Below are 19,402 nucleotides of genomic sequence, written 5' to 3'. Positions count from 1 at the left end.
CGGTTTCAGACGGCATTTGTATCAGGCGGGATTAATGCGGACGGGAGCCGGCAAAGCCGATGCTATTTGTACCCTCAGTAACCGCACCGACGATTTCTTCTGCGTTAGGACCGAAGAAGCCGAGTTCGTAATTACCTTTATTAGAAGAGCCTTGAATACCGTAGCCTTGAAGGCGGCTTCCATCAATTTCGTTATTATGATTGATATGGGTTATGTTGCCCTTGTTCAAGACGACTGTTTCACCCAAACCGGTAATGTTGCCCTCACCCGTTCTTTCCTTGAAATCGACGGAGTAGCTCAATACGCCTTGATTTCTTCCATCAAATGCAGCACCGGAATAAGTCGCTTTACCGGCTGTGGGCAAAACTTCAGTCGGTGTACCTTTGATGGTCAGATAATCTTCATCACGGATAGCCTCAGTTTTATTCACTCCAGGCCCTTGAATCGAGTAGGAAGTCGGTTTAACGCCGGCAATCAGAGAATAGTTTTGGCGGTAGATATGGGACTCGCCCTTGCGGGTCAGTGTATAAGTATTACCCTCTGCACGTACCTGTGCAGATTCTGTATGTGCAGCGCGGGTCAGCGTTTTCAAAGGTGCTTTAGACAAATCAAGAGAGCCGCTATTGGCATTTTGACCCAGAGTGCTGACTTGGTAAGTCAAAACAGTTGCATCATCCACACCGTATTCTGCAGCCAACTTACGCACATCTCCTTCAGCCTCACGTTTCAATCCACTGACGCTGACTGAAAAATTAGGTGTGCCGTTTGTCAGTGTAAACGGAGGAGGATTGTCGTTGGCAGCGGACGGTTGCGTTGCAGAGTTGCCGCCGTTGTTGGACGGCTGCGCTACGGTGTTGCCGCCGTTGTTGGATGGTTGCGTTGCAGAGTTGCCGCCGTTGTTGGACGGCTGCGCTACGGTGTTGCCGCCGTTGTTGGATGGTTGCGTTGCAGAGTTGCCGCCTGCTGCCGCCTGGGTGCTTGCGTCGTTGTAGTAATAATTGTTGTAAGTTCTAGTGGTTTTGCAAGCCGCTAAGCTCAAGGCAATCATGCTCAATGCGAAAACTTTGTTCAAAGTCATCATAAATCCCCAAAATTTCAGAAAATAAGTAAATAAATTTATGGTTTTGTAAACCGCTTCCCATCATATCCGTATCCACTTTTTTCCTGACAATCAAATTGTTAATACTATCAATTATTCTGTTTAAATGAGGCAACAGTCGGCTATTCATAATCCGCCATTATGCATACCGAACAAGATAAAACCGATTTCAGCGAACGCTTGAAAACAGCAATACGCCTCGCGGGTTTGGATGAGCTGTCCAATGCCAGCCTCGCCAACCGCTTCAACCTGCGCCATCCCAATCAGCCTGTCAGTACGCAGGCGTTCCACCATTGGCTGGTCGGCAGGTCGATTCCGACTCCGGATAAAATCGAGACGCTGGCAAAATGGCTGGATACCAGCGCGGAATGGCTGCGCCACGGCAGGCTCTCCGGCACGGAAGGTGCGGCTTCGCCGCAAGAAGCCCTGCTGTTGAAATATTTCCGCCTGCTGCCGCCAAAAAAGCGTGAGGCGCTGATGGTGCTGCTGCACCATCCGGACGACGGATAGCCGTTGAAAACGGGAAATGCCCGGGTGGTGTTGCCTGTGCCTGTTTGGACAAGCGTTCTTGAGAGCGGTAAAATCGGGATTTGCCTGAAAAGGGCAGGGCGATATGCCGCGCTTGGATTTTGCGCGCGGTTTTCGCGTTGAAAGCAATTATGTCTGTTTGAATATTTAATGCCGTCTGAAACGTCCGGACGCGCCCCCGTTCCCTATGAAAAAACCGACCGATACCCTACCCGTCAATCTGCAACGCCGCCGCCTGTTGTGTGCCGCCGGCGCGCTGTTGCTCAGCCCGCTGGCGCACGCCGGCGCGCAACGTGAGGAAACGCTTGCCGACGATGTGGCTTCCGTGATGAGGAGCTCTGTCGGCAGCATAAATCCGCCGAGGCTGGTGTTTGACAATCCGAAAGAGGGCGAACGTTGGTTGTCCGCGATGTCTGCGCGATTGGCAAGGTTTGTCCCCGATGAGGAGGAGCGGCGCAGGCTGCTGGTCAATATCCAGTATGAAAGCAGCCGGGCCGGTTTGGATACGCAGATTGTGTTGGGGCTGATTGAGGTGGAAAGCGCGTTCCGCCAGTATGCAATCAGCGGCGTCGGCGCGCGCGGCCTGATGCAGGTTATGCCGTTTTGGAAAAACTACATCGGCAAACCGGCGCACAACCTGTTCGACATCCGCACCAACCTGCGTTACGGCTGCACCATCCTGCGCCATTACCGCAACCTTGAAAAGGGCGACATCGTCCGCGCGCTTGCCCGCTTTAACGGCAGCCTCGGCAGCAACAAGTATCCGAACGCCGTTTTGGGCGCGTGGCGCAACCGCTGGCAGTGGTAGGCGCATTGTGCCGTAACCGAAATACGGCGAATCCTGTATAATCCGAAAATCTGTTCACTGGAAGTTCAGACGGCATTGCAACTGTTGATGCCGTCTGAAAAATTATTTATGGCAAGAGACAACCGCATCCAAATGTTTCCGCATGAATGGCGCGCCAGTACGACGCTTTCCGGCGTGTACGCGTTGCGTATGCTGGGTATGTTCCTCGTGCTGCCCGTATTGGCGGTGTATGCCGCCTCGCTGCCCGGCGCGGAAGGCAACAAAACGCTGGTCGGGCTGGCAATGGGCATTTACGGGCTGACGCAGGCTCTGCTGCAACTGCCTTTGGGCATCGCTTCCGACAAGTTCGGGCGCAAGAAAACCATTTATGTCGGGCTGATTGTGTTTGCGGCGGGCAGCTTCCTTGCCGCCGCCGCCGATACATTGCCCATGCTGGTTGCCGCACGCGCCATACAGGGTGCGGGAGCGGTCAGCGCGGCAGTTACCGCGCTACTGGCGGATTTGACGCGCGACGGCGTACGTACCCGCGCAATGGCGATGATCGGTTTGAGTATCGGTCTGACGTTTTCGGTCAGCCTCGTCGTTGCCCCTGTGATTGCCGACGCGGTCGGCGTGCGCGGACTGTTTATGCTGACCGGCATTCTGACCGTCATCAGCATCGGCGTGGTGGCGTGGATGACTCCCGATCCCGAAGTTTCCAAGCTGCATGAGGACACGCAGGCGCAGCCTTCGCGCATAGGCGAGGTTTTGAAAAACCGCAGGCTGCTGACGCTCGATTTCGGCATTTTCGCCCTGCACGCCGCACAAATGGCATTGTTTACCGCGCTGCCTTTCGCGATGACCCAGCTCGGTTTGGAAAAAATCCAGCATTGGAAAGTCTATCTGCCCTCGACCATTACGGGCTTGGTGGTGATGGTTCCGCTGATTATCGTCGGCGAGACGCGCAACAAGCTCAAACAGGTTTTTGTTTTGGGTATCGCCTGTATTGCGGCGGCGCAGCTCGGTTTGCTGTCCGGTATGCGCTCGGTAGGCTTGATTACCGCTTATTTGGTTGTTTACTTTATCGGTTTTAATGTGTTGGAAGCGAGCCTGCCGTCTATGGTTTCCAAAATCGCGCCGTCCGACCTGAAGGGTACGGCGATGGGCGTGTATAACACGATGCAGTCGCTCGGACTGTTTGCCGGCGGCGCGGCAGGCGGTTTGCTGTTCCAAAAATACGGCTTTGCCGGCGTGTTTGCCTTTTGCAGCATATTGATGCTGCTGTGGCTGGTAATTGCCGTTTTATCGCCCGCGCCCAAGCCCGTCAAAAACCTCAGTTACCCTGTCGGCGGCGTGTGGCAGGGCAATCAGGACGGTTTGCAATGCGCCCTGTTGCAGTTGGAAGGCGTGGAAGACATCGGTTTCAGTTTTGACGGGCAGACCGTCTATCTTAAAGTGTTGCAGAAGGGTTTCGATCAGGCTGCCGCTGAAAAAATCATCACAGGAGTTTAAAAAATGTCATTGAACAAAGTCATCCTTATCGGCCGTCTCGGACGCGATCCCGAAGTACGCTATATGCCCAACGGCGAAGCCGTCTGCAATTTCAGCGTCGCCACCAGCGAAACTTGGAACGACCGCAACGGTCAGCGCGTGGAGCGCACCGAGTGGCACAACATCACGATGTACCGCAAACTGGCGGAAATTGCCGGCCAATACCTCAAAAAAGGCGGGCTGGTTTATTTGGAAGGCAGAATCCAAAGCCGCAAATACCAAGGTAAAGACGGCATCGAACGCACCGCTTACGATATTATCGCCAACGAAATGAAAATGTTGGGCGGGCGCAATGAAAACAGCGGCGGCGCGCCTTACGAGGAAGGTTACGGTCAGAGTCAGGAGGCTTACCAACGCCCCGCGCAGCAAAGCCGGCAGCCCGCTCCCGACGCGCCGTCCCATCCCCAAGAAGCACCGGCCGCGCCTCGCCGCCAACCCGTGCCTGCCGCCGCCCCGGTCGAGGATATTGACGACGACATCCCGTTCTGAATTTTACGGTCGGACATCCTCGCGGAGGGAAATCATAAAGGACGGAGAAACCTTAAACCTTACGGGTCAGGGTTTCTCTTTTTTGCATTTGGGCCGGCTTGTTGCCGCCCCTTGCGTTGGGCGGAACATTGCGATTGCACCGTTCGGGCGTTTTGAGGCAGTGATGCCTGCCGAACGTCCCCTCTGTTTTCAGACGGCATTTTAAAATTCAGGCGGTGTTTTCAAATAGCGCGAAGCAATAGTCGAGCTTCAGCCGGTGTGTTTGAAACCAAAGGTTTGGAATCAAACGTCAAACGCTTGAACCATTATTGCCCGATGCGGCAAACCGGCATCGTCCGGCAATACGGTTGTTTAAAAATAGGAAAATCAGGATGGAAAACCAAAGGCCGCTCCTAGGCTTCGCGTTGGCACTTTTGGCGGCGATGACGTGTGGAACGCTGCCGATTGCCGTGCGGCAGGTATTGAAGTTTGTCGATGCGCCGACGCTGGTGTGGGTGCGTTTTACCGTGGCGGCGGCGGTATTGTTTGTTTTGCTGGCATTGGGCGGGCGGCTGCCGAAGTGGAGGGATTTTTCTTGGCATTCATTCAGGCTGCTGTTGCTCGGTGTGGCGGGCATTTCGGCAAACTTTGTACTGATTGCCCAAGGGCTGCATTATATTTCGCCGACCACGACGCAGGTTTTGTGGCAGATTTCGCCGTTTACGATGATTGTTGTCGGCGTGTTGGTGTTTAAAGACCGGATGATTGCCGCGCAGAAAATCGGCTTGGTTTTGCTGCTTGCCGGTTTGTTTATGTTTTTTAACGATAAATTCGGCGAGTTGTCGGGTTTGGGCGCGTATGCGCAAGGCGTGTTGCTGTGTGCGGCAGGCAGTATGGCCTGGGTGTGTTATGCCGTGGCGCAAAAGCTGCTGTCGGCGCAATTCGGCCCGCAACAGATTCTGCTGTTGATTTATGCGGCAAGTGCCGCCGTGTTCCTGCCGTTTGCCGAACCGGCACACATCGGAAGTTTGGACGGTACGTTGGCGTGGGTTTGTTTTGTGTATTGCTGCTTGAATACGTTAATCGGTTACGGCTCGTTCGGCGAGGCGTTGAAACATTGGGAGGCTTCCAAAGTCAGCGTGGTAACAACCTTGCTCCCCGTGTTTACCGTAATATTTTCTTTGCTCGGGCATTATGTGATGCCTGATACTTTTGCCGCGCCGGATATGAACGGTTTGGGTTATGCAGGCGCACTGGTCGTGGTCGGGGGTGCGGTTACGGCGGCGGTGGGGGACAGGCTGTTCAAACGCCGCTAGTTTGCAGGCAACGGAAAATGCCGTCTGAAAGAGGTTTCAGACGGCATTTTTATTTGAGGGAAGGATTAGCGCGGATGAACCATATCGGCAGGGACGACCAATTCGTCAAACTCTTCGCCCGTCAACAAGCCCAATTCGATGGCGGTTTCGCGCAACGATTTGTCGTTTTTGTAGGCGGTTTTGGCGACTTTGGCGGCGTTTTCGTAGCCGATTTTACGGTTTAACGCAGTAACCAGCATCAGGGAATGGTGCAGGAAATAGTCGATTTTTTCCGGTACCGGTTCAATGCCGACGGCGCAGTGTTCGTTGAAGCTGTTGCACGCGTCGCCCAACAGGCGGATGGATTGCAATAGGTTGTAGGCGATGACGGGCATATAGACGTTCAGCTCGAAATTGCCTGACGCGCCCGCCATGCCGATGGTTACGTCGTTGCCGAACACTTGGCAGCACACCATGGTCATCGCTTCGCATTGGGTTGGGTTGACTTTGCCCGGCATAATGGACGAACCCGGCTCGTTTTCGGGGATTTTGATTTCGCCCAAACCGCAACGCGGGCCGCTTGCCAGCCAGCGGATATCGTTGGCGATTTTGTTCAGACTTGCCGCCAGTGTTTTCAATGCGCCCGAAGCGGCAACGGCGGCATCGCGTCCGCCCAAGGCTTCAAATTTGTTCGGCGCGCTGACAAACGGCAGGCCGGACAATTCGGCGAGTTTGGCGGCGGCTTTTTCGGCGTATTCGGGATGGCTGTTCAAACCCGTGCCGACCGCCGTGCCGCCCAAAGCGAGTTCGTACAGACCTTTGAGCGCGTCGTTCAGACGGCCTAAGCCGTGATCAAGCTGGGAAACGTAGCCGGAAAATTCTTGTCCCAAAGTCAGCGGCGTCGCGTCTTGCAAGTGGGTGCGGCCGATTTTGACGATGGGGGCGAAGGCTTGGGCTTTTTTGTCCAATGTATCGCGCAAGGCTTTTACCGCCGGAATAAGGTGGCGGTTGATTTCAATCGCGGCGGCGACGTGGATGGCGGTCGGGAACGCGTCGTTGGTCGATTGCGCGTGGTTCACATGGTCGTTGGGATGGACGGGCCGGTACGCCGCCAAACCTGTACCTGCAATTTCGTTGGCGCGGTTCGCCAGCACTTCGTTCATATTCATATTGGACTGCGTGCCGGAACCGGTCTGCCACACCACCAATGGAAACTGCCCGTCAAGCCTGCCGTTCAACACGTCGTCCGCCGCCTGCGTAATCAAATCCGCCTGTTCGGGCTTAATCCTGCTGAGGGAAACATTGGTGGCGGCGGCGGCTTTTTTCACCAACGCCAAAGCATAAATCAGCGGCTGCGGCAGGGTTTCGCCGCCGATTTTGAAATTGTTGCGGCTGCGCTGGGTCTGCGCGCCCCAATAGGCTTCGGACGGGACTTCGACATTGCCCATGGTGTCGTGTTCGGTGCGGGTGTTCATACGTTTCTCCTTTTGAAATGTGAATAAGAGTGATTCGCAAATATTATAATGGAGATTGGCGGAATGAGGAAGCATCAAGGCGGAGGGCAAACAAATGCCGTCTGAAGCCTTAATTGGTTTCAGACGGCATTTGTTTAGGTGTGGGGTTACAGCACGGATTTCACAGTATCAACCACATTGTCCACGGTAAAGCCGAATTCTTTGAAGAGTAAGTCGGCAGGGGCGGATTCGCCGAAGCGGTTGATGCCGACGACTGCGCCGTTCAGTCCGACATATTTGTACCAGCCGTCGGCGTGTCCGGCTTCTACGGCGATGCGCGGCAGGCCTTCGGGCAGGACGGCGGCTTGATAGACGGCATCTTGGCGGTCGAATACGTTGGTGGACGGCATGGAAACGACGCGTACGGCGATGTTTTGCGCGGCGAGGGCTTTTTGCGCTTCCAAAGCCAGCTCGACTTCGGAACCGGTGGCAATGATGACGGCTTGGGTGTTGCCTTGGGCTTCGCTGATGACGTAGCCGCCGCGTTTGATGTCGTTCAGTTGTTGTTCGTTGCGCGCTTGGAATTTCAGGTTTTGGCGGCTGAAAATCAGGCAGGACGGATGGTCTTCGGCTTTTGCCGCTTCCGCCCAAGCGACCAGAGATTCGGCGGTGTCGCACGGCCGCCATACGTCCATATTCGGAATCAGGCGCAGGGTGGCGGTTTGCTCGATAGGTTGGTGGGTCGGGCCGTCTTCGCCCAAACCGATGGAATCGTGGGTGAATACGAACACGGGGTTGATTTTCATCAGTGCCGCCATACGCAGGGCGTTGCGCTCGTATTCGCTGAACATCAGGAAAGTAGCGCCGAAGGGTTTTATGCCGCCGTGCAATGCCAAACCGTTCATAATCGCACCCATACCGAACTCGCGCACGCCGTAGTGGATGTAGTTGCCGCCTTTGTCGCGGGTAACGGAGATGCTGTTTGACCAGTCGGTAAGGTTGGACGGGGTCAGGTCGGCAGAGCCGCCCACCAGTTCGGGCAGCTCTTTTGCCAAGATTTCGATGCTGTTTTGGCTGGCTTTGCGGGTGGCGACGGTTTCGGCTTTGACGCACACTTCTTTCAATGCCGTCTGAACGTACTCGTCAAAGTTTTCCGGCAGTTTTTTATCCATACGGCGCACGAATTCTGCGGCTTCGGCAGGATATTTGGCTTGATATTGCGCGAAGAGTTCGTTCCATTCGGCTTCCAGTTTCGCTCCCTTTTCTTTGGCATTCCACGCATCGTAAATTTCTTTCGGGATTTCAAACGCAGGATATGCCCAACCCAGATGTTTGCGCGTGGCTTCGATTTCGTTCGCACCCAAAGGCGCGCCGTGGGTTTTGTGGCTGCCTTCTTTGTTGGCGCTGCCTTTGCCGATTAAGGTTTTGCAGCAGATGAGGGACGGTTTGCCGGTTTCGGCGCGTGCGGCTTCGATAGCGGCTTGAATGGCGGCGGTGTCGTGGCCGTTTACATTGGGAACGACGTGCCAGCCGTAGCTTTCAAAGCGTTGCGGGATGTTTTCGGTAAACCAGCCGTCCACTTTGCCGTCGATGGAAATATTGTTGTCATCATATAAAACAATCAGTTTGCCCAAGCCCAAAGTGCCGGCGAGCGAACAGGCTTCGTGCGATACGCCTTCCATCAGGCAGCCGTCGCCCATGAAGACGTAGGTGTAATGATCGACAATGTTCAAACCGTCTTTATTGAACTCGGTGGCAAGGATTTTTTCTGCCAATGCCATGCCCACTGCGTTGGCAATACCTTGTCCCAACGGGCCGGTCGTGGTTTCCACGCCGTCGGTGTAGCCGTATTCGGGGTGGCCGGGGGTTTTGCTGTGCAGTTGGCGGAAGTTTTTCAGGTCTTCAATGCTCAGGTTGTAGCCGGTCAGGTGCAGCAGGCTGTACAACAGCATGGACGCGTGGCCGTTGGAGAGGATGAAGCGGTCGCGGTTGTAGAATTTGGGGTTGGCGGGATTGTGATGCAGGAATTTCGTCCACAATACTTCTGCCATTTCCGCCATGCCCATGGGCGCGCCGGGGTGGCCGGAATTTGCTTTTTGAACGGCATCTGCGGAGAGGAAACGGATTGCGTTTGCCAGTTGAGACATTTTATATCTTCCTTGCTGGTGTTTTGGATAAGTGGATGGTCAGAAGGCGTTGATTATCGCCCGATTCGTATATGCTTTCAAGAAAAGGAGGAGCGGGCGGTACGGCTGTGCCGGAAGGATATATGCTCCGAGTATCGGGATATCGGTTTCAGCTTGGATGTGAAAGGTGTTTCTATACTTTTGAAAACAAAGTGTTACAAATTATTTATTAAATAAATAGTGTTTGTTTATGATGGGGTATCGACGTTTTTTGCAGTCATTTGCCTATTTATTTCTTACCCGTTGTTTTTTAATTATATTCAAATAAGGAAGTTTTCAGCATATATGGCTTTGTCCGTGAAGGGGAGGTGCATTTGGGGCGGTATTGTTCGGATATTTATCTTTTTGCGTATCAATAAGTGCATAAAGTTGTACAATAGCAAGAGTGTATTTTGAGAAAAATATATTTTCTGGAAATATCAAAACGTAAAGACATCAAAAAAAGCAAAATGCCGTCTGAAAAGAAAACAGTAGCCACGACGGACAAACCATTAATCAAAAATCAAGGAACGTAGCATGACCACGGAAAATCAAGCCGGTAATCCGGAACCCGAGCACAGCCCGTCCGAACAAACAAAAGCCGCACCGAAAGTGAAAAAAACGTTTGATCCGCGTGCCAGCGTGATTCAAATCCATCCCGAAGGCGAACGCATCCATCCGAAAAAAGCGGAAGGGCGGTTTGCCAAATTGCGTATCGCCGCAGTGTTGGCGACCCAGTTTGTGTTTTATGTGATTCCGTGGTTCAACTGGAGCGGCAGGCAGGCTGTCGTTTTCAATATCCCCGAACGGCATTTCTTCATTTTCGGATTGTCGTTGGGGATGGGCGATTTGATTTACCTTGCTCTGCTGCTGATGATTTGCGCCTTCGGGCTGTTTTGGTGGACGACGATTGCAGGGCGACTGTGGTGCGGCTATTCTTGCCCGCAAACGGTTTACACGGAAATCATGCTGTGGATCGACAACCTGGTCGAAGGCGATAGAAACAAACGGCTGAAACTGGAAAAATCGCCGTGGAATTTCACCAAAATCCGCATCAAAGCCACCAAATACCTGTTGATTTTCCTTGTTTGCGCGTGGACGGGCATCACGTTTGCCGGCTGGTTTGTCCCCATCCGCCGGTTTGTTCCCGATTTATTCACCGGAGTAGCAGGCGGCGGCGCGATGTTTGCCGCAGCGTTTTACGGCTTTATGACCTTCTTCTTCGCCCATATTATGCGCGAAAAAGTATGCCTGCATATGTGCCCGTACGCACGTTTCCAAAGCGCGATGTTCGACAAGGACACGCTGATTGTTTCTTATGACGCGGAACGCGGCGAACCGCGCGGCGCGCGCAAGAAAACGGTCAACAAGGAAGAGGCGGGTTTGGGCGACTGCATCAACTGTGCGATGTGCGTCCAAGTCTGCCCCGTCGGCATCGATATCCGCAACGGACTGCAATACCAATGTATCGGCTGCGCCGCCTGTATCGACGCGTGCGATGAGATTATGGACAAAATGGGCTATCCGCGCGGATTAATCCGTTATACGACCGAAAGCGCGCTGGAACACGAATATGCCGAAAAAGACATTAAAAAACGGCTGCTCAGACCGCGCGTGGCAGGTTACGGCGCGGTGTTGGCAGTGGTTATCGCCGCCTTCCTAGTCGGTTTGTCCACGCGCAAAATGGTCGAAGTCGATATTTTAAAAGACCGTGGCGTAATGGTGCGCGAAAACGCCAAAGGCTGGCTGGAAAACGCATATAGCCTGCGCATCATCAACAACAGCGAAAAAGAACAGCTGATTACCGCAAGTGTCAAAGGATTTGACGAAATCGCCCTGACTGGGCTGCCTGAAGGCGGTATCAAGGTTGCCCCGCGCGAAACAGTAACTCTTCCCGTCCAAGTGTCCACCATTCCGGAATACGCGGACAAAGGCAGTCATCCTATCGAGTTTATCTTCCAATACCGGGAAAGCGGTGCATCAGACGGCAAGCCGGTTGTTTTGGAAGAAGACGCAACCTTTATCGGAGAATAACCGTGTCTCAAAACAATCCAATCAAGCCTTGGTACAAACACGTCTGGCCGTGGGTCTTGATGGCGGGTCCGATTTTTGTCGTCATCGCCAGCGTCGCCATGTTTTTTGTCGCACAGCAGCACGCGACAGATTTGGTTACGGACGATTATTATAAGGACGGCAAGCATATCGACATCCAGCTTCATCGGGATGAAGAAGCCGTCAGACGGCATATCGGGGTGCAGGTTCTCATTTCCCCCGATATGAATGCGGCAAAGGTGTTCGTCAGCGGTGAATTTGACGGGAATCAACCGTTGAAGCTGCTGTTGATGCATCCGACTCGCAAGGCGGACGATCAAACCGTAAACCTTAAGCCTGTCGGCAGCGCGCAGAACGGCAGGGCGGAATATGAGGCGGTGTTCAAAACCCTTCCGCCGACCAACCACTGGTATGTGCGCGTTGAAGATGCGGCAGGCGTGTGGCGCGTCGAGAACAAATGGATTACCAGCCAGGGCAATGCGGTCGATCTGACCCCGATGGACAAACTTTTCAATAATGCCGGAAGCAAATAAAAAAGCCGTGTTTTCATTGCATTGGTTTGTTATATGCAATGTCGGGCAGGCATTGTTTGATTATTCGGTGTGATGGTCTGATTTATCGGACGAAAATAAATGTATCTCATCCCGTTTATTTTTTAACACCCATTCCGAAACGCAGCCTGAAAAATGCCGTCTGAAGGGCTTCAGACAGCATTTATGTTGTATGTCTGACACAATGCAGAAGGCGTTTTGTTCACGTAAAAACGTTTTTTATTTTTCTCCGTTTTTTCGACACTATTCCGAAACACAACCTGAAAAACGCCGTCTGAAAGCCCTTCAGACGGCATTTTTCTACGGTATCGGCTGTTTTGACATCAGCGTCCTACTGTTGCAACAGGTTCGCTCCCCGTCAGCAGATATTGTATTGTCTCACGGACGGTGCGGATGGCATTGCCGAAGGGGAGAGGGTCTTTACCTCTGAAGAACAGGCCTTTATCCACTTCTCCACGGAATGCGGCGGCAAGCTGGATGTCGATACAGAACTGTCCTGCTTTGGAAAGCCCGTCGCGCAGGCCGCAGCTGGTCAGGCAGTTTAAACCTTGGGTACAGCGGCGCGGGTCGGCTTTGGCGTTTGCCTGAAGTTTGCTTTCACGCTTGATGTAGCTGTCTAGGAATTTGGTACGTACGCCGCGTGCCGGCAAACCGGCAACAGACATAAATTCGACTACTTTTTCAGTTTCCGCACCAGCAAGCGTTTTTTTGAAGTTAAGGTGTGCATCTCCTTCTTCGGTAACGGCAAAAGCCGTACCGATTTGAACGGCGGAGGCTCCCCAGTTCTTTAGGGCGGTTTTGACTTTTTCAAAATTTGCCATACCGCCTGCCAAAATAAGCGGGATTTTTTCGCTTTCCAGCCCTAAATTTTTAAACACTTCAAACGTTTCTTCGATGACGCGTTTGAAATCGAATTTGGCATCGTTTACGCCTTCAACGGTTGACGCGCCCAAATGTCCGGCCGCGTGGGCAGGATGTTCGACTACAATCGCATCGGGCAATATGCCTTTTTTCATCCAACGTTTCAAGACGATATTAATACCGCGCGATTCGGATAGAATCGGCAGCAGGGCAACATCTTTATGATAGCCCTCGGTCATTTCCGGCAGGTCCAAAGGCAGACCTGCGCCCATCACGACTGCATCCGCCCCTGATTCGCAAGCCTGGCGGACATACGCGGCGTGGTCTTTGACCGCCTTCATCACGTTGACCGCAATCAGTCCTTTTCCCTCTGAAGCACTTTTGGCTTTTTGGATTTCCCTGTCTAATGCGGTACAGTTCAAAGACGTATATTTCTCTTCACTCGGATTGATTTGGGATTCGGCGAGCAGGTCTTCGTGAAGGTGGCGCAAATCCACACTGGCAATCGTTCCGATACCGTTTTCACGCGCCACCGCGCTGGACAAACCCGATGCGGAAACACCGACCCCCATACCGCCTTGCACGATGGGGATAAGGGATTTTCCACGAATAATCAAGGGGTCAAAAATATTCTGCATCAGTTTCTCCGAGTATACGAATCAGTCAGACTCATGAAAAATGGTTCTAACTGTTTTAGAACCATTGCTCAAATTTGGTATTATACTCTAAATATCGTAGCGGTAAACAAGAAAGCAGCCGGGGCTTCGGGCATATTCTGTTACGCCTGTTTCAATCGGGAGAGAAAATATTATAGTGGATTAAATTTAAATCAGGACAAGGCGACGAAGCCGCAGACAGTACAAATAGTACGGCAAGGCGAGGCAACGCTGTACTGGTTTAAAGTTAATCCACTATAAATTTGATGATGGCATAAAAAAGCCCTAGTCAGTTGCTGTCAAAGGGGATTGTTAAGAAAAGTAATGCCACGTTGAAGGGGTGCAATATATCAGACGTTTCAATCGGGTAAAATGTTGGACGGACACCGCATCCGGTTATGGGATATCGGTTTGCACGGCAAAGGTTTGAATATGATTCGATTACGTCTGAGATTCTGATGAAGGGGGTAGGTAAAGATGATGATAAAATATACAAGTATAAAAGATATCGTTGAATATGGATTAGATGCTATTTCTGATAAGGAAAAAATAACAATGAACCTGAAAGACTTTCTATACATTAGACGAGTTTTAGAGGAATATATGCGTTATCTACATAATCCTGATCATTATCCCGATATAGAAGCAATTCAAAATTTTTTAGGTGATGCTTCTTCGGGAGGCGGATTTGAATGTTTAAGCACAGCTATTTATAACAAAGTATATAAAGTTGATTTGCCGGCGAAGATTGAGAAAATGATTGATGATGGTTTATTTGAACACCCTCTATATCCCAGTTACTATAAGAAAAATGAATAAGCAATAATTGGATAGTATTGAAATTGTAGAAAATATAAATTTATGTGGATACGTAAATTCGAAGTTGTAGGAAAGGATAAAAAGTGAAAATAGTGCTTGTTAAATTTTAACTATGGTAACGAGTTGCCGAGGCAATAAAAAATCCCCGAGGGATAATCTCGGGGATTTGGAATTTGGCACGCCCACGGGGAATCGAACCCCGGTTACCGCCGTGAAAGGGCGATGTCCTAACCGCTAGACGATGGGCGCATATTGTATTTTCTTACTGGCGCACCCGGAGCGATTCGAACGCCCGACCCTCTGGTTCGTAGCCAGATACTCTATCCAACTGAGCTACGGGTGCACTGCAAGAAAGATTTGAATTTTAGGGTAATCATCGGATTCTGTCAATTGTTTTGTTGGATGAAATGCCTTAAAATTGTAAAATATTAGTTTGTTGTTTGAATCTAAAGAGAATAAAATGATTGTTACTTCTCGCTGGTCCTTGCTAGAAAAGGTATTTTTACGGTTTGGAATGCCTGTTGCCGTGGTTGATTTGGAATCGACGGGCGGCAATCTGTATGAAGACAGGGTAACCGAAGTGGCTTTGGTCAAATTTGAGCAGGGAAGGGTGGTGAGGCATGAGTGGCTGGTTAATCCTCAAAAACCTATTCCGCAGTTTGTGGCGGGGCTGACGGGGATTTCAGACGGCATGGTTGCCGACGCACCTGTTTTTGCAGAGATTGCCGGCGAGTTGTTTTCGGTATTGAAGGGTTGTGTGTTGATTGCACATAACAGCCGTTTCGACTATACGTTTTTAAAGCATGAGTTTCATCGTGCGGGTATCGGATTTTCATCGCCTGCTTTGTGCAGTGTGCAGCTGTCCCGGTGTCTGTATCCGCAATTTTACAAGCACAGCCTGGACAGTATCATCGAAAGGTTGGGGATTGTTGTAGAAGACAGGCATCGTGCGATGGCGGATGTATCGGCATTGTGTGATTATTTGGAATACAGCCTGTCGGAACATGGGGTTGAGGCATGGATCAGGCAGTGTTTCCGTTTGATGAATCCGAAACCGCTGCCTGCCGCGCTGCCCGAACGGTTGAGGGAACAGTTGTACGGTTTGCCTGACGGTATGGGGGTGCTTGCCTGTTTCGACGGCGGAGGGAAAGTAAATTATATCGGTACGTTTGAACGGGTATATAGCGAGGTTTCGGCTTTATTGGATGCAGGAAAAGTTCCGTTTGATTGGTGCAATACGGAGGAAGTCCGTTTTTTTCCCGCTTTGGGCAGCCTGCATGCATATAAGATTAAAGCGGAATTGGTCGGGCGTTATCATTCGGGTTGTTATGTGTCTGCCAAAAATCTGCTTAAAACATTTACGACAGTCAGGTTTGAAAAAGGTTCAGACGGCATGTTGAATGCGAAAACAGCGGCTTTGAAAAACGGTGTGGCGGATAATCCGCCTACCGGATTATTTGCCAATAAAAAGGCGGCGAGACGGGCTTTGTCGTCGTGGGCGGAAACATACGGATTGTGTCCTGCCGCAGCCGGTATCCTGTCGGACGGTTATACAGAGGATGAGCCTTGTCCCGTATATGTTTCAGACCGATGTGATAAGGCGTGCGGCCGTTCAGACGAACAGGTTTTGGCGTTTGCACACAAGTTGTCTGTCTTGGATTGGGGAAAAATGCATGAGGTAGAAATTACCGAAACCGATCCGCTGACGGGGAAAACGGTCGTTCTGCACGGAATGGGCGGCGCATTGGAAATGGATGATGGGCTTTGGTATTTCGATAAAGATTTGCCGGATGTGTTTAAGGCGAAATTTAAAACGGACAGGAAAAATATTAAGGAAATCGGTTAAATCGATACCGGTTGGTGAAAGCCGGTAAGTATGTAAACAGCCGTTCGTATTGATTGCCTAATCGGTTTGGGTTGGAATGTGTTGCCGTTTGCAGGTAATGTGTCCGAAGATGCCGTCTGAATTTTTTCAGACGGCATTTTTGCCGACGCGGTTTTCGTGCCGTGTCGGTTTGCCCGTCCATCCGAAGGCATCGGACAAGCAGGGTGGTTTTTAGAAGCCGTTTTCCATCATGATTTGACCGGGAATGCGGTTACGGTGCATGGCGTAACCCATGTCGAGCAGCGTTTGGAAAGTGTCTTTGACCATTTCCGGGTTGCCGCAAATCATAAACCGTGTGGATTCCGGGGTGAACTTGGTATGCAGTGCCTGTTCGATGCTGCCGTTTTTTAAGAGTTCGGGAATGCGTTTGCCGCCCAATCCGTCGGAATTGGCGGCACGGGTGGTAACAGGGACGAAACGGAACGAGTGTCCGTATTCGCCTACCAGGGGATGTTCGGACAATGCGGCGAGCCGGTCGTTGAAAATCAATTCTTCGGGAAAAGATACGGAATGTATCAGGTTGACGGTATCGAAACGCTGCCGGATTTCGGGTTGTTCGAGAATGGAAAGGAAGGGGGCGATGCCGGAGCCGGTGCAGAGCATTACCAAATCCTTGCCGTCGGGGAAGCGTTCGGGCAGGAGGAAGCCGGTGGCATTTTTATCGAGCAGGATGGTGTCGCCCTGTTGCATTTTGGCGAAACGGACCGACATGGGGCCATCTTGGATGAGTACGGCAAAATATTCGAGCGTGTCGGCATATTCTGCGGAAACGATGGAATAGGCACGCCAAATAAAGCCTTCCCCTTCGTAGAAACCGAGTCGGGAGAACTGTCCGGCTTTAAAACGGTAGGATTCGGGACGGCTGATGGCGAAAGTGATGAGTTTTGGCGTGTGGTGTTTGACCCACAAAATCTTTTCTTCGGTAAATTTTGCTTCGGGCGATGCTGCCATTTTGTTGTCCTTGAGTGTGTTTGTCGGGATTATAGCCAATTTGGGTGTTTTTTTCTGCCTTACTCTTCTGGATTTTATGAAAAAATTAGGCTTGACCGTTTTTATCATCATACTTTTTCAAATACTACTAAAAAATGCATTACTGACTAGGCGGTAATGAGTATGGACAGTTTTACAAAAGTTTCGGTCTACAATTTATAGGTTTATAATAATAAAAATATCCATCAAAAAAATGTGATTTTTCTTTTTTTAAAAGCCGCACCTTGCCATTCTTGTAATCACATTCGTAATATTCAATATTTTCCAAATCTGAATCAAATAGATATTGAGGTAAAACATTCCCTTCTCTGTCTAGTTCTATTAATTCCTCAAAAACTATCTTATCTTTATAATAAAAAACAATTTTTTGGAAATCTGAATTGATTATATACAGTTTTACATAATCCCAATTAAAATTCGTTATATCACTAATTAAGAATTCTTTTTTATTATAATTAAAACTTATTTTGCTTATTACATTCTTTTCAAATATAAAAGAAATAACAATGGCGATTAATAAAGAAAATATATAAAGTATATTTTTATTCATATTTTATCTTCTCCATTGTCTGGCTGAAATTTGTGCTCTGATTTGTTTTCTCCTCTGCTGAATTTTAAATCCGGTACTGGTATTATCTAAGTGAATCAATGTATTGCTTGTATTTTGGTAATATTTTTTCAGATAATTTTTTTCTTACGATATCATAATTTCCATTACTGTTTCTTTCTGCTTGATAAAAACCATTATTTTTATAAGTTTCCAAAATTAATCCAGCCAACTCTTTTGTATTTAACCTGTTAGTATATTTGGAATTTGCCCGATGCCGGCGGTAAAATATCCCTTTTATCCTCAGCAGAGCCGATGTCTTCACGCAAAATCATCCACATCGACATGGACGCATTCTACGCATCGGTAGAACTGCGCGAACAGCCGCATTTGAAAGGGCGGCCGGTGGTCGTCGCGTGGGAGGGCGAGCGTTCGGTGATTTGCGCCGCATCGTATGAGGCACGGCAGTTTGGGCTGCATTCCGCGATGTCGGTGGCAACGGCGAAAAGGCTGTGTCCGCAAGCGGTGTATGTGCCGCCGCATTTCGATTTGTACCGTCAGGTTTCCGCGCAGATTCACGCCGTATTCAGGCGTTATACCGATTTAATCGAACCCTTGTCGCTGGACGAAGCCTATCTTGACGTTACCCATAATTTCAAAAACATCCCTTACGCCAGCGAAGTTGCCAAAGAAATCCGCGCCGCCATTTTTGCGGAAACGGGTTTGACTGCATCCGCAGGCATCGCGCCGAACAAATTTTTGGCGAAAATCGCGTCGGACTGGCGCAAGCCGAACGGGCAGTTTGTGTTGCCGCCGCACAAAGTCATGGCATTTTTGGAAACCCTGCCTTTGGGCAAAATCCCCGGAGTGGGCAAGGTAACGCTGAAAAAAATGCAGTCGCTGGGTATGCAGACGGCGGGCGACTTGCGCCGTTTCGAGCGCGGCGAGCTCTTAAACCATTTCGGACGCTACGGCTACCGCCTCTATGATTTGGTGCGCGGTACGGACGAACGCCCCGTCAAAGCCGAACGCGAACGCCTCCAAATCTCTACAGAAATCACCCTGCCCGAAGACCTGCCTCTCGAGCAGGCTGCCGGACACCTGCCCCATCTTGCCGAAGACTTGTGGCGGCAAATCACGCGCAAAAACGTCGAAGCCCAAAGCGTAACGCTCAAGCTGAAGACCTACGATTTCCGCATCATCATGCGTACGCTGACTTATTCCTCCGTATTGCCCGACTGCGCAGCTCTGCTGCAGGCTGCGCAAATGTTGATGGCGCGCGTCCCGCCGCAGACGGAAGACGCGTTCCGCCTCATCGGTATCGGTGTCGGCCGCCTTGTGCCGAAAAACCAACAGCAGGATTTGTGGGCGTAAACCGATTTACGCACGCCGTCGAAAAAACATGCCGTCTGAACGGTTTTCAGACGGCATGGCTGCTTTATAGTGGATTAACAAAAATCAGGACAAGGCGACGAAGCCGCAGACAGTACAAATAGTATGGAACCGATTCACTTGGTGCTTCAGCACCTTAGAGAATCGTTCTCTTTGAGCTAAGGCGAGGCAACGCCGTACTGGTTTTTGTTAATCCACTATACTTAGTATTTTTTTATATCTATCTTTTAGATATTCACTTTTTGTTTCACTATATTTCAAACTGAAGTATTGAATCAATTCTGACTTATACATCATAGGTA

At 50.6% G+C, this 19,402-nt stretch carries 16 protein-coding genes, 2 tRNA genes and 1 pseudogene; 11 read left to right on the top strand and 8 right to left on the bottom strand.

Translation table 11 applies throughout. The features are described 5' to 3' along the window. Window positions 1–31: 31 nt before the first annotated feature. A complete protein-coding gene (locus ACNAU7_RS03870) occupies window positions 32–1,081 on the bottom strand; it encodes a factor H binding protein domain-containing protein (RefSeq protein ID WP_416300843.1) in 1,050 nt (349 codons plus the stop codon). A gap of 159 nt (window positions 1,082–1,240) precedes the next feature. Here ACNAU7_RS03870 and ACNAU7_RS03865 point away from each other — a divergent pair, with 159 nt between their 5' ends. From ACNAU7_RS03865 to ACNAU7_RS03845, 5 genes are all read left to right on the top strand, one after another. Beyond that, a complete protein-coding gene (locus ACNAU7_RS03865; RefSeq protein WP_301911876.1) occupies window positions 1,241–1,609 on the top strand; it encodes a transcriptional regulator in 369 nt (122 codons plus the stop codon). Between the two features lie 205 nt (window positions 1,610–1,814). Beyond that, a complete protein-coding gene (locus tag ACNAU7_RS03860; RefSeq protein ID WP_416300841.1) occupies window positions 1,815–2,435 on the top strand; it encodes a lytic transglycosylase domain-containing protein in 621 nt (206 codons plus the stop codon). 108 nt (window positions 2,436–2,543) lie between these two features. Then, a complete protein-coding gene (locus ACNAU7_RS03855; RefSeq protein ID WP_416301064.1) occupies window positions 2,544–3,926 on the top strand; it encodes an MFS transporter in 1,383 nt (460 codons plus the stop codon). A gap of 3 nt (window positions 3,927–3,929) precedes the next feature. Next, window positions 3,930–4,454, top strand: coding sequence for a single-stranded DNA-binding protein (gene ssb / locus ACNAU7_RS03850; protein ID WP_118997241.1), 525 nt, complete (start codon window positions 3,930–3,932; stop codon window positions 4,452–4,454). Window positions 4,455–4,825: 371 nt separating this feature from the next. Further along, window positions 4,826–5,749, top strand: coding sequence for a DMT family transporter (locus ACNAU7_RS03845; RefSeq protein ID WP_416300838.1), 924 nt, complete (start codon window positions 4,826–4,828; stop codon window positions 5,747–5,749). Between the two features lie 65 nt (window positions 5,750–5,814). On the opposite strand, the gene fumC is transcribed toward ACNAU7_RS03845, so the two are convergent. Next, window positions 5,815–7,203 (bottom strand): class II fumarate hydratase, encoded by a 1,389-nt coding sequence (gene fumC, locus ACNAU7_RS03840; RefSeq protein WP_416300836.1) that lies wholly within the window; start codon window positions 7,201–7,203, stop codon window positions 5,815–5,817. Between the two features lie 146 nt (window positions 7,204–7,349). Further along, window positions 7,350–9,329, bottom strand: coding sequence for a transketolase (gene tkt, locus ACNAU7_RS03835; protein WP_416300834.1), 1,980 nt, complete (start codon window positions 9,327–9,329; stop codon window positions 7,350–7,352). Between the two features lie 555 nt (window positions 9,330–9,884). Here tkt and ccoG point away from each other — a divergent pair. Then, window positions 9,885–11,381 (top strand): cytochrome c oxidase accessory protein CcoG, encoded by a 1,497-nt coding sequence (gene ccoG, locus ACNAU7_RS03830; protein WP_416300832.1) that lies wholly within the window; start codon window positions 9,885–9,887, stop codon window positions 11,379–11,381. A 2-nt stretch (window positions 11,382–11,383) separates the two neighbouring features. Continuing rightward, entirely contained in the window at window positions 11,384–11,932 is a 549-nt protein-coding gene (locus ACNAU7_RS03825; RefSeq protein ID WP_107863110.1) for a FixH family protein, read from the top strand. Between the two features lie 341 nt (window positions 11,933–12,273). Here the strand turns inward: ACNAU7_RS03825 and ACNAU7_RS03820 are convergent, their stop codons facing one another. Continuing rightward, window positions 12,274–13,449, bottom strand: coding sequence for an NAD(P)H-dependent flavin oxidoreductase (locus tag ACNAU7_RS03820; protein ID WP_416300829.1), 1,176 nt, complete (start codon window positions 13,447–13,449; stop codon window positions 12,274–12,276). Between the two features lie 129 nt (window positions 13,450–13,578). Here ACNAU7_RS03820 and ACNAU7_RS03815 point away from each other — a divergent pair. Together ACNAU7_RS03815 and ACNAU7_RS03810 are read left to right on the top strand one after the other, a co-directional pair. Beyond that, window positions 13,579–13,725: pseudogene (locus ACNAU7_RS03815) on the top strand (IS5/IS1182 family transposase); the annotation flags it as partial. 219 nt (window positions 13,726–13,944) lie between these two features. After that, entirely contained in the window at window positions 13,945–14,286 is a 342-nt protein-coding gene (locus tag ACNAU7_RS03810) for a hypothetical protein (RefSeq protein ID WP_025456992.1), read from the top strand. Between the two features lie 174 nt (window positions 14,287–14,460). Here the strand turns inward: ACNAU7_RS03810 and ACNAU7_RS03805 are convergent. Continuing rightward, window positions 14,461–14,535 (bottom strand) — tRNA-Glu (locus ACNAU7_RS03805). Window positions 14,536–14,552: 17 nt separating this feature from the next. Continuing rightward, window positions 14,553–14,629, bottom strand: a tRNA-Arg gene (locus tag ACNAU7_RS03800). A gap of 117 nt (window positions 14,630–14,746) precedes the next feature. Here ACNAU7_RS03800 and ACNAU7_RS03795 point away from each other — a divergent pair. After that, on the top strand, window positions 14,747–16,132 hold the full coding sequence (locus ACNAU7_RS03795; RefSeq protein WP_416300827.1) for a PolC-type DNA polymerase III: 1,386 nt from the start codon (window positions 14,747–14,749) through the stop codon (window positions 16,130–16,132). A 210-nt stretch (window positions 16,133–16,342) separates the two neighbouring features. On the opposite strand, the gene ACNAU7_RS03790 is transcribed toward ACNAU7_RS03795, so the two are convergent. Continuing rightward, complete coding sequence (locus ACNAU7_RS03790) at window positions 16,343–17,122, bottom strand: ferredoxin--NADP reductase (protein ID WP_196428784.1); 780 nt, start codon at window positions 17,120–17,122, stop codon at window positions 16,343–16,345. 172 nt (window positions 17,123–17,294) lie between these two features. Beyond that, window positions 17,295–17,711 (bottom strand): hypothetical protein, encoded by a 417-nt coding sequence (locus tag ACNAU7_RS03785; protein ID WP_196428783.1) that lies wholly within the window; start codon window positions 17,709–17,711, stop codon window positions 17,295–17,297. A 312-nt stretch (window positions 17,712–18,023) separates the two neighbouring features. On the opposite strand from ACNAU7_RS03785, the gene dinB reads away from it, so the two are divergent. After that, window positions 18,024–19,082: a DNA polymerase IV gene (gene dinB, locus ACNAU7_RS03780; protein ID WP_416300824.1), complete on the top strand. Its 1,059-nt coding sequence runs from the start codon at window positions 18,024–18,026 to the stop codon at window positions 19,080–19,082. Window positions 19,083–19,402 lie beyond the last annotated feature (320 nt).

Source organism: Neisseria sp. LACPHL-SPEC-2024-00856 (genome assembly GCF_047915665.1).
Classification (GTDB): domain Bacteria; phylum Pseudomonadota; class Gammaproteobacteria; order Burkholderiales; family Neisseriaceae; genus Neisseria; species Neisseria polysaccharea.
Note: the sequence above shows the minus strand (reverse complement) of the source record. Positions and strands in the feature narration are given on the sequence as shown.

What these genes read in the sequence shown, in the direction of transcription:
- ACNAU7_RS03870 (WP_416300843.1), bottom strand. Translation starts at nt 1,081, where the DNA reads ATGATGACTTTGAACAAAGTTTTCGCATTGAGCATGATTGCCTTGAGC.
- ACNAU7_RS03865 (WP_301911876.1), top strand. Translation starts at nt 1,241, where the DNA reads ATGCATACCGAACAAGATAAAACCGATTTCAGCGAACGCTTGAAAACA.
- ACNAU7_RS03860 (WP_416300841.1), top strand. Translation starts at nt 1,815, where the DNA reads ATGAAAAAACCGACCGATACCCTACCCGTCAATCTGCAACGCCGCCGC.
- ACNAU7_RS03855 (WP_416301064.1), top strand. Translation starts at nt 2,544, where the DNA reads ATGGCAAGAGACAACCGCATCCAAATGTTTCCGCATGAATGGCGCGCC.
- ssb (WP_118997241.1), top strand. Translation starts at nt 3,930, where the DNA reads ATGTCATTGAACAAAGTCATCCTTATCGGCCGTCTCGGACGCGATCCC.
- ACNAU7_RS03845 (WP_416300838.1), top strand. Translation starts at nt 4,826, where the DNA reads ATGGAAAACCAAAGGCCGCTCCTAGGCTTCGCGTTGGCACTTTTGGCG.
- fumC (WP_416300836.1), bottom strand. Translation starts at nt 7,203, where the DNA reads ATGAACACCCGCACCGAACACGACACCATGGGCAATGTCGAAGTCCCG.
- tkt (WP_416300834.1), bottom strand. Translation starts at nt 9,329, where the DNA reads ATGTCTCAACTGGCAAACGCAATCCGTTTCCTCTCCGCAGATGCCGTT.
- ccoG (WP_416300832.1), top strand. Translation starts at nt 9,885, where the DNA reads ATGACCACGGAAAATCAAGCCGGTAATCCGGAACCCGAGCACAGCCCG.
- ACNAU7_RS03820 (WP_416300829.1), bottom strand. Translation starts at nt 13,449, where the DNA reads ATGCAGAATATTTTTGACCCCTTGATTATTCGTGGAAAATCCCTTATC.
- ACNAU7_RS03810 (WP_025456992.1), top strand. Translation starts at nt 13,945, where the DNA reads ATGATGATAAAATATACAAGTATAAAAGATATCGTTGAATATGGATTA.
- ACNAU7_RS03795 (WP_416300827.1), top strand. Translation starts at nt 14,747, where the DNA reads ATGATTGTTACTTCTCGCTGGTCCTTGCTAGAAAAGGTATTTTTACGG.
- ACNAU7_RS03790 (WP_196428784.1), bottom strand. Translation starts at nt 17,122, where the DNA reads ATGGCAGCATCGCCCGAAGCAAAATTTACCGAAGAAAAGATTTTGTGG.
- ACNAU7_RS03785 (WP_196428783.1), bottom strand. Translation starts at nt 17,711, where the DNA reads ATGAATAAAAATATACTTTATATATTTTCTTTATTAATCGCCATTGTT.
- dinB (WP_416300824.1), top strand. Translation starts at nt 18,024, where the DNA reads ATGTCTTCACGCAAAATCATCCACATCGACATGGACGCATTCTACGCA.